The following is a 15,819-nucleotide window of genomic DNA, read 5'->3' as shown; positions in this document are numbered from 1 at the left end:
TAAAGCTTTTAGTTGAATTTTCCTCTGATTTCGGGCAGAGGGAAACTGGCATTAGGCGCGGCCGAATGGCGTGCGCAAACGGGGACTTTATGACGGACCTTAATAATTGGACCACGTACGTCTTCTCGACTGGGGATCAGAAGGTAGACGGGCTCTTGAGCGACTTTGCCTGGAGCGGAACGATAACCTATGCGTTTCCCACGAGCTCGTCATCGTATACCTATGGTGACGAAAAATACCATTCTTTCTCTTCAATTTCGTCCCAGCAGCAGTCTCTCGCCTTGTACTTTATGGAGCAATCCTACGGGAGTGCGGCAAATGACGGCTTCTCCGTCGAGGGGTTCACGAACGCCAACTTTGAGGCGGGAAGCGCGGGTACCGCAACGGTGCGGTTCGCTCAATCGTCTTTGCCTGACACGGCATGGGCTTATTTACCAGCTAGCGGCGGGCCCGGTGGTGATGTCTGGTTCGGGACGGGATATGCTGGCACCGAAGATGATCTTCGCTTTCCGAGGTTCGGCAACTATGCAGGCCACACCTTGGCGCACGAGCTGGGTCACGCTCTCGGACTGAAACATGCTCACGAAGGGGGGATAGTCGTTCCGAGCGCCTACGACTCGCTCGAATATACGATCATGACCTACCACACATATGTCGGAGACAGTTTGAGTGGGTACAAGTATGAGCATGATGGCGCGCCACAAACCTTCATGATGCTCGACATCGCCGCCCTGCAGGAAATGTATGGTGCGGACTACACGACGAACAGTGACAATACCGTCTACAAGTGGAATCCGAACCAGGGCATCACCTATGTCAACGGCGTTGCGGCCATCACGCCCGCTGCCAACAGGATCCTCGCAACAATCTGGGACGGCGGCGGTATCGATACATACGACCTGAGTGCCTATACGACGGGCCTCAAAATCGATTTGCGAGCAGGGGGGCACTCTGTTTTTTCCCAGGGCCAGCTGGCCGATCTGGGAGGAGGTCCGAATAATGGCTATGCCCGCGGCAACATTTTCAACGCCCTTCTTCATCAAGGCAACGTCGCGTCGTTGATTGAGAACGTTCAGGCTGGCTCCGGCAACGATTCGATTGTAGGCAATGAGGCGGACAATACGCTCTGGGGCAATGCCGGAAATGATTCGCTTTCCGGCGGTTCCGGCAATGACACATTGATCGGCGGAACGGGCAACGACACCTATATTGTCGATGATCTGGTCGACGTGGTCACCGAAGGGCTGAATGAAGGGACCGATCTGATCAGGACGGTGCTTTCTTCCTATGCCTTGACCATCAATGCCAATGTTGAAAACCTGACCTTCACCGGCACTGGCGCTTTTACCGGAACTGGAAGTAGCCTCGCCAACACGATCACCGGCGGCGCCGGCAACGACACGCTGGATGGCGGCGCCGGCAACGACACGCTGATCGGCGGTGCCGGCAACGACATCTATGTGGTCGACGCTGGCGTCGATTTTGTGGTCGAGAGTGCGAACAAGGGGACGGACACCGTCCGGACGGCGCTTTCAAGCTATATTCTCAGCAACAATGTCGAGAACCTGATTTACACGGGATCCTCCAGCTTGACCGGCACCGGCAATGCGCTGGCCAACACGATCACCGGCGGCGCCGGCAATGATGTGTTGGATGGTGGGGCCGGTGCCGATACCTTGATCGGCGGAACGGGCGACGACACCTATGTCGTCGACAATGCCGGCGACAGCGTTGCCGAGAACGCCGCCGCGGGAACCGACACGGTTCGCACGATAGCCGCCTACACACTGGGAGCCAATGTCGAGAACCTCACCTACATCGGAACGGCAGCCTTTGTCGGGACAGGCAATAGCCTTGCCAACACGATCACTGGTGGTGTCGGTAATGACATCCTGAATGGCGGGGCAGGTGCTGACACGCTGATCGGCGGAGCGGGCAACGACATCTATGTGGTCGACAGTGCGAGCGACGTCGTCACCGAGTTGGCCAGCGCCGGCACAGACGAAATCCGCACGTCGCTTGCGACCTATTCGATCGCTACACTGATCAATGTCGAGAACCTGAGCTACACGGGATCGGCCAGCTTCACCGGCACCGGCAATGCGCTCGCCAACAGGATCACCGGCGGCGCTGGCAACGATCTGCTGGACGGCGGCGCCGGCAACGACACGCTGAACGGCGGAGCGGGTAACGACATCTATGTGGTCGACAGTGCGAGCGACGTCGTCACCGAGTTGGCCAGTGCCGGCACCGACGAAATCCGCACGTCGCTTGCGACCTATTCGATCGCTACACTGTTCAATGTCGAGAACCTGAGCTACACGGGATCGGCCAGCTTCACCGGTACCGGCAATGCGCTCGCCAACAGGATCACCGGCGGCGCCGGCAATGACACGCTGAATGGCGGAGCAGGTGCGGACAGCTTGATCGGCGGAGCGGGCGACGACACTTACAGCGTCGACAATGCCGGCGACAGTGTCACCGAAGCCGCCGATGAAGGAGCCGACACGGTTCGCACGACATTGGCGAGCTATACGCTTGCCGCCAATGTCGAGAACCTCACCTATATCGGAACGGCAGCTTTTACAGGGACAGGCAATGGCCTCGCCAACACGATCAGGGGCGCGGCAGGTGCCGATACCTTGGACGGAAACGCCGGAGCAGACATACTGATCGGCGGAGTGGGCAACGACACCTATATTGTCGATAACGTTGGCGATGTGGTCACCGAAGGGTTGAATGAAGGAACCGATCTGATCAAGACGGCGCTTTCAATCTATACGCTCGGCAACAATGTCGAGAACCTGCTCTATACGGGATCCGGCAGCTTCACCGGCATCGGCAATGCGCTGGCCAACACGATCACCGGCGGCGCCGGCAACGACACGCTTGACGGCGGTACCGGCAATGACACGCTGATCGGCGGCGCCGGCAACGACACATTGATCGGCGGGGCCGGTTCCGACACGATGTCGGGCGGGACGGGCGACGACATCTATGTGGTCGACAGTGCGACCGACGTAATCAACGAGGCAGTCAGCGCCGGCACCGACGAAATCCGCACGGCGCTCGCAGCCTACTCGATCGCCGCATTGGTCAATGTCGAGAACCTGACCTACACGGGATCCGCCAGCTTCACCGGCACCGGCAATGCGCTCGATAACACGATCACCGGCGGTATCGGCAATGATGTGCTGAACGGCGCGGCAGGTGCGGATAGCTTGATCGGTGGCACGGGCGACGACACCTACGTCGTCGACAATGCCGGCGACGTCGTCACCGAAGCCGCCGATGAGGGAACCGACACGGTTCGCACGACGCTGACGAGCTATACGCTTGGCAGCGATCTCGAGAACCTCACCTATATCGGCACGCTAGCCTTTACCGGGACAGGCAATGATCTCGACAACGTGATCACGGGTGGCGCTGCGATCGATACGCTTTCCGGCGGTGTCGGCAACGATACGCTGAACGGCGGGGCAGGGGCCGATCGTTTGATCGGCGGTGAGGGCAATGACACCTACATCGTCGACAATGCCGGCGACGTCGTCACTGAGGCTGCCAATGAGGGGATCGACACCGTTCGCACAACCCTGGCCGCCCACACATTGGCGGCCAATGTCGAGAACCTCACCTACATCGGAACGGCAGCCTTTACCGGGGCGGGCAATCTGCTCGACAACATTATCATAGGTGGTGTTGCTGCCGACAAGCTCATGGGGGCTGCGGGCAACGACACTTTGATCGGCGGGGCTGGTGCCGACACGATGTTGGGTGGGACGGGTGACGACATCTACGTCGTCGACATTGCGACTGACATCGTGATTGAGAACGCGAACGAAGGGACGGACACGGTCCGGACGGCGCTTGTCAGCTATACGCTCGGCAACAATGTCGAGAACCTGACCTATACGGGATCGGCCAGCTTCACCGGCGCCGGCAATGCGCTCGCCAACACGATCACCGGCGGCGCCGGCAATGATGTGCTGAATGGCGCGGCAGGTGCGGATACCTTGATCGGCGGTGCGGGCAACGACACCTATATCGTCGACAACGCCGGCGACATCGTCACCGAAGCCGCCGACGCAGGAACCGACACGGTTCGCACGACATCGGCGAACTATACGCTTGCCGCCAATGTCGAGAACCTGAGCTTTGCCGGCACAGGAGCTTTCGCTGGTACCGGCAACAATCTCGACAATACGATCACGGGTGGCGCTGCCGCCGATACGCTTTCCGGCGGCGCCGGCAATGACACGCTTGATGGCGGGGCAGGTGCGGATACTTTGATCGGTGGTGAGGGCAACGACACCTATTTGGTCGACAATGCCGGCGACCTCGTCACTGAAGCCGCCGATGAGGGAACCGACACGGTTCGCACGACGCTGACGAGCTATACGCTTGGCAGCGATCTCGAGAACCTCACCTATATCGGCACGGTAGCCTTTACCGGGACGGGCAATGACCTTGCCAACACGATCAGGGGCGCGGCAGGTGCCGATACCCTGGACGGGGGGGCTGGTGCGGACAGCTTGATCGGTGGTGCGGGCAACGACACCTATATTGTCGACAATGCCGGCGACCTCGTCACCGAAGCGGCCGAGGTGGGTATCGACACGGTTCGCACGACGCTGGCGGCCTACACACTCGGCAACAATGTCGAGAACCTGCTCTATACGGGATCCGGCAGCTTCACCGGCATCGGCAATGCGCTGGCCAACACGATCACCGGCGGCGCCGGCAACGACACGCTTGACGGCGGTACCGGCAATGACACGCTGATCGGCGGCGCCGGCAACGACACATTGATCGGCGGGGCCGGTTCCGACACGATGTCGGGCGGGACGGGCGACGACATCTATGTGGTCGACAGTGCGACCGACGTAATCAACGAGGCAGTCAGCGCCGGCACCGACGAAATCCGCACGGCGCTCGCAGCCTACTCGATCGCCGCATTGGTCAATGTCGAGAACCTGACCTACACGGGATCCGCCAGCTTCACCGGCACCGGCAATGCGCTCGATAACACGATCACCGGCGGTATCGGCAATGATGTGCTGAACGGCGCGGCAGGTGCGGATAGCTTGATCGGTGGCACGGGCGACGACACCTACGTCGTCGACAATGCCGGCGACGTCGTCACCGAAGCCGCCGATGAGGGAACCGACACGGTTCGCACGACGCTGACGAGCTATACGCTTGGCAGCGATCTCGAGAACCTCACCTATATCGGCACGCTAGCCTTTACCGGGACAGGCAATGATCTCGACAACGTGATCACGGGTGGCGCTGCGATCGATACGCTTTCCGGCGGTGTCGGCAACGATACGCTGAACGGCGGGGCAGGGGCCGATCGTTTGATCGGCGGTGAGGGCAATGACACCTACATCGTCGACAATGCCGGCGACGTCGTCACTGAGGCTGCCAATGAGGGGATCGACACCGTTCGCACAACCCTGGCCGCCCACACATTGGCGGCCAATGTCGAGAACCTCACCTACATCGGAACGGCAGCCTTTACCGGGGCGGGCAATCTGCTCGACAACATTATCATAGGTGGTGTTGCTGCCGACAAGCTCATGGGGGCTGCGGGCAACGACACTTTGATCGGCGGGGCTGGTGCCGACACGATGTTGGGTGGGACGGGTGACGACATCTACGTCGTCGACATTGCGACTGACATCGTGATTGAGAACGCGAACGAAGGGACGGACACGGTCCGGACGGCGCTTGTCAGCTATACGCTCGGCAACAATGTCGAGAACCTGACCTATACGGGATCGGCCAGCTTCACCGGCGCCGGCAATGCGCTCGCCAACACGATCACCGGCGGCGCCGGCAATGATGTGCTGAATGGCGCGGCAGGTGCGGATACCTTGATCGGCGGTGCGGGCAACGACACCTATATCGTCGACAACGCCGGCGACATCGTCACCGAAGCCGCCGACGCAGGAACCGACACGGTTCGCACGAACCTGGCCGCCTACACATTGGGGGCCAATGTCGACAACCTCACCTATATCGGAACTGGGCCGTTTGCCGGAGAAGGGAATGCGCTTAACAACGTGATCGTCGGCGGCAGTGGTTTTAATGCGCTGACGGGTGGCGCCGGCAACGATACCCTCACTGGTGGAGCGGCAGCCGACGTCTTCATTTATTCGCTGAACTGGGGCCACGATACGATCACAAACTTCGTGGCAACCGGCTCCGCACACGACACGATCAGGATCGACCACAGCATTTTCGCCGACTGGGAATCGCTTTTTGCGGCATCCAGTCAGTATGGCAACGATACAATCGTTACAGCCGATATCGACAACACCATAGTGTTGAGGAACGTAGCCTTGACGAGCCTAGACTCGGGGGATTTCTTTTTTGCGTGAACCCAAACGGACCTCCTGGTAAACCACCGGGGGGATCGAGCATGCTGCGGCGGAGAGGATGACGGCGATTGCGGACGGGTTCGGGGGAGGGTGGCGGTGTGACCGGCTATTGGCGGCGGCGTGGATTACGCTGATAAGTCCCGGGATCGATTGCGCATCAGGAACTGGCCCAACCGGTTCACGATCTTAAAGGCCCAGAACATCGATGTTGAGACCTTCAGGCCGTTGTCGGCAAGGGCGGACAGCACCTCCTTGTTCTGACGCGATATATTTTGAACGTTCTTGTTCGTGGCGCCCCCTAAGCGCATCCTGACCAGGACTCGCGGGATATAGATTGTTCTGATCCGCGCGACTTCCAAAAAGCGCATCATAAGCTCGACGTCGGCTGCGAGCCGATAACGCAGGTCAAACCGCCCGAACTGATCATAAATGCTACGGCGAACATAGAATGTCGGATGTGGTGGACACCAGCCACGGGCGAAAGAACCGGATCTGAACGCACGCGATTTCCAGTAGCGGATCTTGCGATCGGTATGCCGGTTGGAAACATAGACGAGATCGCCGTAGCAGCCGTCATATGCTTCATCTTCCAACGCAGCCGCCACAGTTCCGAGCGAGTCGCTGCTCTCGAAAATATCGTCCGCATTCAGGAACCCGATAATATCGCCTGCTGCTAGACCAATCCCTTTGTTCATCGCCTCATAGATACCTCCATCCGGTCCCGAAAGCACACGGCGGTTGTCCGCCGGCGCCGAAGCGATGATGGCGAGCGTAGAATCTTTTGAGCCGCCGTCGATGATGATGTGCTCGAAATTGCGGTAGGTTTGCGTGTCGATGGACCGTAAGGTGTCAGCGATAGTCTGCTCGACATTCCAGCAAACGGTGATGAGGCTTATCCGGGGGGAGCTTGGATTGGCAGTATCTGCAGCCATCTAACGGTATCTTGCTCATATTTCAAAAGGCGATAGCAAGCCAACCCGTATCAGACGGAAAGGCAGCACCGCAATCTAGTACTGCAAGTTTTCCTCGATCAATGCCGGACTGATTCGCGGTTGAGCTGTTCCTCCTCTCTCTAAGTGCATTGCATGCGGATCGATCTATCTGTAGTGAGCACTGTCAAATAGCGATCGTCATCACGACAACCGCGCGAATGCGCGCGGATTGACCAGTTGCAGGAGGTCTCTTGTCTTCGAAGAAAAAGCTGCGCAAGGGCATATTGCTCGCCGGTGGCTCGGGCACTCGGCTGCATCCCGCGACCCTCGCCATTTCGAAGCAACTTCTTCCGGTTTTTGACAAACCGATGATCTATTATCCCCTATCAACGCTCATGCTTGCGGGAATCCGGGATATCTTGATTATCTCGACGCCGCAGGACACGCCGCGTTTTGAACAACTGCTTGGTGACGGCGCGCAGTGGGGGTTGAATTTCCAATATGCCGTGCAGGCCGCGCCGGAGGGCATTCCCCAAGCATTCTCGATCGGAAGAGAATTCATAGGGCGAGAGGCAACCGCGCTGGTGCTCGGAGACAATATCTTTTACGGCAATCTCTTAACGCATGATTTGTCCGCGGCGTCGGAAAGATCAGACGAAGCAACGATCTTCGCGTATAAGGTTCATGACCCCGAGCGGTATGGGGTGGTGGAATTTGACAGTCAAGGCAAGGTGCTCAGCCTGGAGGAAAAGCCGTCCTCGCCCCGTTCCACTTACGCGGTGACCGGCCTGTATTTCTACGATAACGATGTGGTTGATATTGCGGCCGGGTTGAAACCCTCCCCTCGCGGGGAGACCGAAATTACCGATATCAATCGGCATTATTTATCGGCGGGCAAGTTGAACGTGGCTGTCCTTGGCAGAGGGCATGCCTGGCTCGACACAGGCACGCACGATTCACTCCTTGAAGCCAGTCAGTTCATTGCCACCATTGAGCGGCGCCAGGGGCTGAAGATTGCCTGCCCCGAAGAAATTGCCTTTCATTTGGAATACATAGATACCGAGCAGTTGCTAAGGCTGGCAGCTCCACTTGAAAAGAGCTCTTACGGTCGATACCTCATCAGCTTGGTGAGGGAACCAGCTCCGCATTTCCCAACCGGCTGAACCGGCAAAACTGGAAACCAATCTTGTCTGCTTTTACCCTGCTTACCTTGAAGACGATGTCCGACGCACGAGGCGCGTTGACCGTCATGGACGGAATTCTGCCGTTCCCCATCGTCCGAAGCTTTTGGATCTACGGGGCAGATGGTCAAAAACGAGGCGGGCATCGTCATCACGAAACTCGGCAGGCGTTAGTGGCGCTTTCGGGAACTGTGGTGGTGTCGATGGACAATGGTGAAGCTCGAGAAGAAATCACCCTGTCATCGCCAGGCCAGTGCCTGTTGGTAGAGCCAAAGGACTGGCATGAAATGGCCTTTGGTCCGGGTTCAATCCTGCTTGTTTTTGCCTCTCACGGATACGACAAGGACGACTACATCCACACCCCCTATGAGCGGCTCTGAAATGATCGAGTATGAAAGTCTTGCGCAGGCCAATCGGGCGCTCATGGAAGAATTGGAGGCGGTCGCTTCCCGCGTGATTCGTTCCGGGTGGTACATACTTGGGAATGAGGTTTCCTCATTCGAAGCCGAATTTGCCACCTTTGCCGAAAGCAAACATTGCATCAGCGTAGCCAACGGTTTGGATGCGTTGATCCTGTCGATCGAAGCGCTCGACCTGCCCAAAGGCAGCGAGGTCATGGTTGCTTCCAATACTTACATAGCAACGATCCTGGCAATCCTGCGTGCTGGCCATAAACCTGTTCTGGTGGAGCCCGAGCGGGAAACTTTCAATATGGATCCGGAACGTCTTCTCGCAGCGCTGACACCGGACACGCGGGCTATATGTGTGACGCACCTGTTCGGAAAAGCCTGCCGGATGAGTGAGATCACTGCGTTTGCAAGCGAGCATGGGCTGAAGGTGATAGAGGATTGCGCGCAGTCTCACGGTGCGCGCTATGATGGTAGGCTGACCGGCACCTTTGGAATCGCCGGCTGCTTCAGCTTTTATCCGACCAAGAATCTGGGTGCTCTGGGAGATGCCGGTGCGATTGTCACGGACGATGATGAGTTTGCGGATCGCCTCAGACATATGCGCAATTACGGCTCGAAGAAAAAATATGAAAACGTTTATATCGGTGTGAATTCCAGGCTTGATGAGATACAGGCGGCATTCCTCCGGGTTAAACTGCGTCACATCGATCAGATGACTGAGCATAAGCGCGCGCTCGCCAATATCTATTTCGCCAACCTGCCCAAATGGCTCGCGCAACCCCTTCGGCGCTCTGCCGAGTATGATGTGTTTCATATCTTCGGAATACGTCATCCGGCTCGTGACGAATTGCGTCAGTGGCTGCTCGATCACGGGGTGAAGACCGAGATACATTACCCAATCGCGCCGCATCGACAGAAGGCGATGCAAGGAATTCTGTCCGGCAATTATCCGGTCGCCGATGAGCTGCACGCCACTGAACTGAGCCTGCCTATTTCGGCGGGGCATAACAGTGATGAGATCGAACGTGTGTGCGGCCTGTTTGCTGCGCTCCCTGACAATTTGAAGTTAACGGCATGACAGAGCACCTGAAGGGACCGGCCACGACGGGCGAGGAAAATTGGGATATCGTTATCAAGCCTTCAAAGGGCAATGCGCCGGATCTTGGCCTCGTCTGGCGATATCGCAATCTCATCTGGATGTTCTTCAAGCGAGATTTCACGACATTCTACAAACAAACCATTTTGGGGCCTGCCTGGTACATCATCCAACCGTCGCTGACGGCGATGACCTATTATATCGTGTTCGGAAAAATAGCCAATCTTTCCACGGATGGACTTCCGCCCTTCCTATTCTACATGTCGGGTACGATCATCTGGAGCTATTTTGCTGCGTGTCTGACCAATAACTCCGAAGTCTTTTCGAAGAACGCCAATCTATTCGGAAAAGTCTATTTCCCCAGGCTTGTGGTGCCATTGTCCGTTGCCATGAGTGGTCTTGTCGCATTTGCCATCCAATTCCTGCTTTTGCTGACGGTTGCCTTCGGGATCAAGATTGCAAACCCTGATCTGGCATTGAGCTATCGTTTCCTGTTTTTGACGCCACTGGTCCTGCTCTACATCGCCGTGCTGGGTATTGGTGCTGGACTGGTCGTTTCCGCTCTGACGGTCCGTTTTCGCGATCTCGTCTATGCCGTCGGATTTATGACGCAACTCTGGATGTACGCTACGCCGATCGTGTATCCATTCAGTCAGATCCCGGAACGGTACCACTGGTTCTACTACATCAATCCAATGACGACACCGGTTCAGATTTTCCGTTGGGCGCTATTTGACGCTTCAGCTTTGCCCGTCACTCTTTGTCTTGCCAATCTAGCGGTGACCGTTGCGATCACGGTATGCGGGCTGGCACTGTTTTCACGGGCTGAAGCTAACGCGATGGATACCGTCTGATGAACGATATCGTTATTCGAGCGGAAAACGTCAGCAAGCTGTATCGTCTCGGCGTGATCAATCACGGCACGCTTTATCGTGACCTTCAGAGTTGGTGGGCGAAATGGCGCAATCTTCCGGATCCGAACGTGTCGGTGTCCGACTTTACGTCCGATCGGGGCAGGCAGTCGCGGCTCAAGGGAGACATCTTCTATGCGCTGGACAATGTCTCCTTCGAGGTCGGGCACGGCGAGATCGTGGGGATCATCGGGAGGAACGGGGCCGGAAAATCCACGCTTCTGAAGGTGATGTCCCGTATCACCATGCCCAATTCCGGGTTCATAGGAATAAGAGGTAGAATTGCCAGCCTGCTTGAGGTCGGCACCGGCTTTCATCCGGAGCTCACCGGTCGAGAGAATGTCTATCTCAATGGCGCCATTCTCGGCATGAGTCGTGCCGAGGTCAGATCGAAATTCGATGAAATCGTCGAGTTTGCCGAGATCGGCGAATTTATCGACACACCAGTGAAACGCTATTCTTCCGGCATGTACGTGCGTCTGGCCTTCTCCGTCGCAGCGCATCTTGAGCCGGAGATTCTTCTGGTTGACGAGGTGCTGGCCGTCGGAGACGTCAACTTCCAGAACAAATGCATGGGGCGCATGCAGGAAGTCACGAAGGCCGGTCGAACGATTCTCTTCGTCAGCCACAATATGACAGCGATCAGCAGCATCTGCCCGAAATCGATTCTGATGGCCGATGGAAAGGTCGCCGCGATGGGCGATACCGGAGATGTGATAAAGGCCTATCTCGATCGCCCGGAATTCGGTGGTACAGCAAGCTACTCGGTCAATCCCGAGGACGTCGACGGAAAGGCGATCATCTGCCGTGTAGCGGTACTGAACGACAAGGATGAAGTTTCTGGAACACTGGAACTTTCGAAGGGATTCTCGGTCGAGGTCGAATACGAATTGAGGGAGCCTCTTTCCGGCCTATCGGTCGGGATGCAGATTAAGATGGAAGACGGCTACACCACGCTCGTCAGCCTATCCGATCCCGAACTCGATGTTGGTCGCTTGGATACGCGGCCAGCCGGTTACTATAGAGCTCGCGTCAAATTTCCGGGGTATCTCCTCAACACGGGCACCTTCTATCTGCGGCTTGGCATATCGAGCCGGTTCTCGATCTATTCGGTCGCCGAGGGCATCCGGTTTGACGTGGAGGATAATGTCGGAATTATCCAGATGCTGGGTCAGCAACGGAAGCCATCGATTTCGGCGATCCAATTGCCTTGGGAAGTAGAGAAGCTCTTCCTGCGTGATGCTGAGGGTATTTTGAAATGAAGAAAGCGCTTGTCACCGGGGCGGATGGGTTTATCGGCTCTCATCTTGTAGAGACGCTGGTCAGGTCGGGTATCGAAGTCCGCGCCCTCTGCCAGTACAATTCGTTTTCCAGCTGGGGCTGGCTTGACCAGTCTGAATACCGCGGCAAATTTGAGGTAGTCCTCGGCGACGTCCGCGATCCAGCTCAGATGCGCACCGTTGCCAAAGACGTGGATACGATATTTCACCTGGCTGCGCTTATCGCCATTCCCTACTCCTATCAGGCGCCTTCGAGTTACGTTGACACCAATATGCATGGCACATTGAATGTGCTTCAGGGCGCTCTCGATGCCGGCGTCGGCCGTGTCATCCAAACCTCGACGAGCGAAGTCTACGGCACGGCTCGTTTTGTGCCGATCAGTGAAAGCCATCCGCTGCAGGCGCAGTCGCCCTATTCGGCTTCCAAAATCGGTGCCGATGCGATCGCCTACAGCTATCATTCGAGTTTTGACCTACCGGTGACGATCGCACGGCCGTTCAACACCTTCGGCCCGAGACAATCCGCAAGGGCGGTTATTCCGACAGTGATTTCGCAGCTTCTGAGCGGACGGACGACGCTGAAACTTGGTGCGCTGTCACCCACGCGGGATTTCAATTTCGTCCAGGATACATGCGACGGCTTTCTGACGCTCGCAGCCTGCGACGAAGCCATCGGCCAGACGGTCAATATCGGCTCCGGCAGCGAGATATCGATCGGCGATACCGTTCGGCTGATCGCCGACATCATCGGCGTCAGCGTGGAGATCGAATGCGATGAACAGCGTTTGCGTCCGGCAAATAGCGAAGTGGAACGTCTGTGCTGCGACAACAGCCTGATCAAGTCTCTGACAGGATTTTCGCCGCGTTATAGCTTGGAAGATGGTCTGAAAGCGACTATCGACTGGCTGCGTCAGCCGCAGAATCTGGCGAGATACAAGGCGGATATCTTCAATGTCTAGGCGTGCAGTCATTCTGGCGGGCGGAATGGGAACTCGGTTGCGGCCCTATACTGTCGTGCTTCCAAAGCCTCTGATGCCGATCGGCGATTATCCTATTCTTGAGGTGATCATTCGTCAGCTGATATCGGGCGGATTTCAGCATATAACGCTTGCCGTCAACCATCAGGCCGAACTGATCAAGGCTTTTTTCCAGGATGGCGACAAGTGGGGTGTACGTATCGATTACTCGCTCGAGGACGAGCCTCTTGGCACCATGGGGCCGCTGCGGCTGATAAAGGATCTGCCGGAGAATTTCCTGGTGATGAACGGCGACATTCTGACGGATCTCAACTATGCCGATTTTCATGATGCTCACGTCCGCGACGGGAGTATATTCACGATCTCGTCCAAGACGCGTCAGCATCGCATAGACTATGGCGTTCTAGACACCGGCGAGAGCGGGCTGCTCACCGGTTTTCGAGAGAAACCGACGGCCGAATACAAAGTCAGCATGGGCGTCTATATGGTGTCTTCGAGAGCCGTCGAGCACATACCACAAGGCGGTGCTTACGGCTTTGACCAGTTGATGCTTGATCTTCTTGCGGCCGGAAAGCCGGCCACCGTTCGAGATTTTGCAGGTTATTGGCTCGATATCGGACGGCCCGACGATTATGCCTTGGCGATCGAGCAGTTTGAATCCATGCAGTCCAGGTTCTTGAATGGTTGATGCCATCGTCACCGGTGCTGGCGGTTTTCTCGGGAGGCGTCTGGTCAGACGGCTCGAGCAGGCTGGTTTTGACGTGCTTGCGCTTGACCGATCACATGGAGATATAAGCGAAGAGCAGGTTTGGCGGGAGCTTCCCGCGGCGCGCACGCTGTTTCACCTTGCCGGCAGGACATTCGTTCCGGATAGCTGGAGCCAAGTCCCGAGTTTCATGGCCGCCAACGTCCTCGGAACGCAACACGCTTTGAGCTGGTGCAAGCGACACAAGGCCAAACTCGTGTTCGCAAGCGCCTATATTTATGGGGTGCCTAACCGGCTGCCGATCCACGAAAGCGATCCGGTCAGGCCGAACAACCCTTACGCTCTTTCCAAACATCTTGCCGAACAGCTCTGCGAGTTCGCCGCCACGTACGAGCAGATACCGGTGGTGGTATTGCGTCTGTTCAATATATACGGCTCAGGGCAGCGCCCCGAATTCCTGATACCGACACTTCTGAACCAGATACGGACGAAGCAGGAAATACAGGTCCTGGATCTCAGTCCCCGGCGTGACTATATCTTCGTTGAAGATGTCCTGAGCGCCTTTGCCAAGGCCATGGACGTCGTGGAAGGCTACCATTGCATCAATATCGGCTCCGGAATGTCGTATTCGGTGCAGGAAATAATCGACATCTTGCAAGAAGCTGCCGGCACTGCTCTACCTGTAGTGTCATCTTGCACAGTTCGGCGGAATGAAATACCTGACGTGCGGGCCGATATCACGCGGGCTCGCGCCGTTCTCGGATGGCGGCCGGAATGGGATCTGCCGGCCGGAATCCGCGCGATGATGAAGGAGTCGTAAATTGAACGAACGTTACGTTCCGATCAACAAGGGCAACTACTCGATGGACACGGTCGAGCGCGAAGCCGCGTTCGACAAGTTCCGGGGCGAAGGGTGGGAAGCCGAATACGCGGACTACCGTCGCAAGTGGTCAGAATATGCCCTGAACCAGCAGGTTTCGGATTATCCGTTGCTGGTCGATCTCGAGCTGGCATCGATCTGCAATCTGCGCTGCCCGATGTGCTACACGATCAGCGACGAGTTCAAGAAAAGTGTGAACACGACACGGATGGACTGGGATCTCTACTGCCGCATCATCGATGAGATCGGCGGCAAGGTTCCTGCGATCCGTCTGTCGCTGCGGGGCGAGGCCACGCTGCACAAGCGCTTCGCCGACTGTGTGCGCTATGCCAAGGATCACGGGATCAAGGAAGTCTCGACCCTCACGCACGGCTTCAAGCTCAACAGAGACTATTTCGCTCAGCTTGTCGATGCTGGCATCGACTGGATCACCGTTTCGATCGACGGCACTGGTGAGACCTACGAAAAGATCCGCAAGCCGATCAAGTTCGAGGCGCTACTCGACAAGATCAAGGACATCAAGAAGTACAAAGACGAGCGCGGGCTCCACCGTCCGGTCATCAAAGTGCAGGGCATCTGGCCGGCGATCAGGGAAAATCCGGATCTCTATTATGAAACCTTTGCGCCTCACGTGGATCTTGTCGCCTTCAACCCGCTGATCGACTATCTCGGAAACGATTCTGACGTTCAATATCTGGATAACTTCACCTGCCCACAGCAATACCAGCGCCTCGTTATCGGCGCCGACGGGCTTGTGATGAAGTGCTCGAACGACGAGGAAAATCGCGAAGTCATTGGTGACGCGACGACGGAGACGGTACACCAGATTTGGCACGGCGAAAAAATGAATGCAGTCCGCGCCTTGCACAAGGAACCGCAGGGCTTCTTGAAAAGCGAAGTATGCCGCCGATGCTATCTGCCTCGCCTGACGGATGATGAGCCGACCGAAATCTGCGGCCGGAAAGTGATCGTCCGAAATTACGTGGATCGGGCTCAGGAAATCGGAAAATAGGAAAGCAGCCGGAGTTGCATACCGGTCGTGTGCGGGATGACATCGCTGTGC

At 56.9% G+C, this 15,819-nt stretch carries 11 protein-coding genes; 10 read left to right on the top strand and 1 reads right to left on the bottom strand.

The genetic code is table 11. The features are described from left to right. Window positions 1-635: 635 nt before the first annotated feature. A complete protein-coding gene (locus tag OIU37_RS15300; protein WP_372353416.1) occupies window positions 636-6,383 on the top strand; it encodes a M10 family metallopeptidase C-terminal domain-containing protein in 5,748 nt (1,915 codons plus the stop codon). A 125-nt stretch (window positions 6,384-6,508) separates the two neighbouring features. Here the strand turns inward: OIU37_RS15300 and OIU37_RS15295 are convergent, their stop codons facing one another. Further along, a complete protein-coding gene (locus OIU37_RS15295) occupies window positions 6,509-7,315 on the bottom strand; it encodes a glycosyltransferase family 2 protein (protein ID WP_264257995.1) in 807 nt (268 codons plus the stop codon). Between the two features lie 251 nt (window positions 7,316-7,566). Here OIU37_RS15295 and rfbA point away from each other — a divergent pair, with 251 nt between their 5' ends. From rfbA to OIU37_RS15250, 9 genes are read left to right on the top strand one after another with little or no spacing between them, the layout of a single operon-like run. Beyond that, a complete protein-coding gene (rfbA, locus tag OIU37_RS15290; protein WP_180693735.1) occupies window positions 7,567-8,478 on the top strand; it encodes a glucose-1-phosphate thymidylyltransferase RfbA in 912 nt (303 codons plus the stop codon). A 23-nt stretch (window positions 8,479-8,501) separates the two neighbouring features. Beyond that, window positions 8,502-8,876 carry an FdtA/QdtA family cupin domain-containing protein gene (locus tag OIU37_RS15285; protein WP_180693734.1) on the top strand — a complete coding sequence of 125 codons (375 nt, stop codon included), beginning with the start codon at window positions 8,502-8,504 and terminating at the stop codon, window positions 8,874-8,876. Between the two features lies 1 nt (window position 8,877). Then, window positions 8,878-9,984 (top strand): DegT/DnrJ/EryC1/StrS aminotransferase family protein, encoded by a 1,107-nt coding sequence (locus OIU37_RS15280; protein ID WP_180693733.1) that lies wholly within the window; start codon window positions 8,878-8,880, stop codon window positions 9,982-9,984. After that, window positions 9,981-10,856 carry an ABC transporter permease gene (locus OIU37_RS15275; protein ID WP_180693732.1) on the top strand — a complete coding sequence of 292 codons (876 nt, stop codon included), beginning with the start codon at window positions 9,981-9,983 and terminating at the stop codon, window positions 10,854-10,856. Before OIU37_RS15280 ends, OIU37_RS15275 begins: the two co-directional genes overlap by 4 nt. Then, on the top strand, window positions 10,856-12,175 hold the full coding sequence (locus tag OIU37_RS15270) for an ABC transporter ATP-binding protein (RefSeq protein WP_180693731.1): 1,320 nt from the start codon (window positions 10,856-10,858) through the stop codon (window positions 12,173-12,175). Before OIU37_RS15275 ends, OIU37_RS15270 begins: the two co-directional genes overlap by 1 nt. Beyond that, the gene (locus OIU37_RS15265; RefSeq protein ID WP_180693730.1) at window positions 12,172-13,152 is read left to right on the top strand and encodes an NAD-dependent 4,6-dehydratase LegB; all 981 of its coding nucleotides are present in this window, start codon (window positions 12,172-12,174) and stop codon (window positions 13,150-13,152) included. Before OIU37_RS15270 ends, OIU37_RS15265 begins: the two co-directional genes overlap by 4 nt. Continuing rightward, complete coding sequence (locus OIU37_RS15260; protein ID WP_180693729.1) at window positions 13,145-13,858, top strand: nucleotidyltransferase family protein; 714 nt, start codon at window positions 13,145-13,147, stop codon at window positions 13,856-13,858. The genes OIU37_RS15265 and OIU37_RS15260 overlap by 8 nt, the downstream gene beginning before the upstream one ends. Next, window positions 13,851-14,696, top strand: a complete 846-nt coding sequence (locus OIU37_RS15255) for an NAD(P)-dependent oxidoreductase (protein ID WP_182210408.1) — start codon at window positions 13,851-13,853, stop codon at window positions 14,694-14,696. Before OIU37_RS15260 ends, OIU37_RS15255 begins: the two co-directional genes overlap by 8 nt. A gap of 1 nt (window position 14,697) precedes the next feature. Next, window positions 14,698-15,768, top strand: coding sequence for a radical SAM/SPASM domain-containing protein (locus OIU37_RS15250; RefSeq protein WP_003545680.1), 1,071 nt, complete (start codon window positions 14,698-14,700; stop codon window positions 15,766-15,768). Window positions 15,769-15,819 lie beyond the last annotated feature (51 nt).

The organism is Rhizobium sp. BT-226 (assembly GCF_025847085.2).
GTDB classification, from domain to species: Bacteria; Pseudomonadota; Alphaproteobacteria; order Rhizobiales; family Rhizobiaceae; genus Rhizobium; species Rhizobium sophorae.
This window is presented reverse-complemented; position numbering and strand designations above follow the sequence as displayed.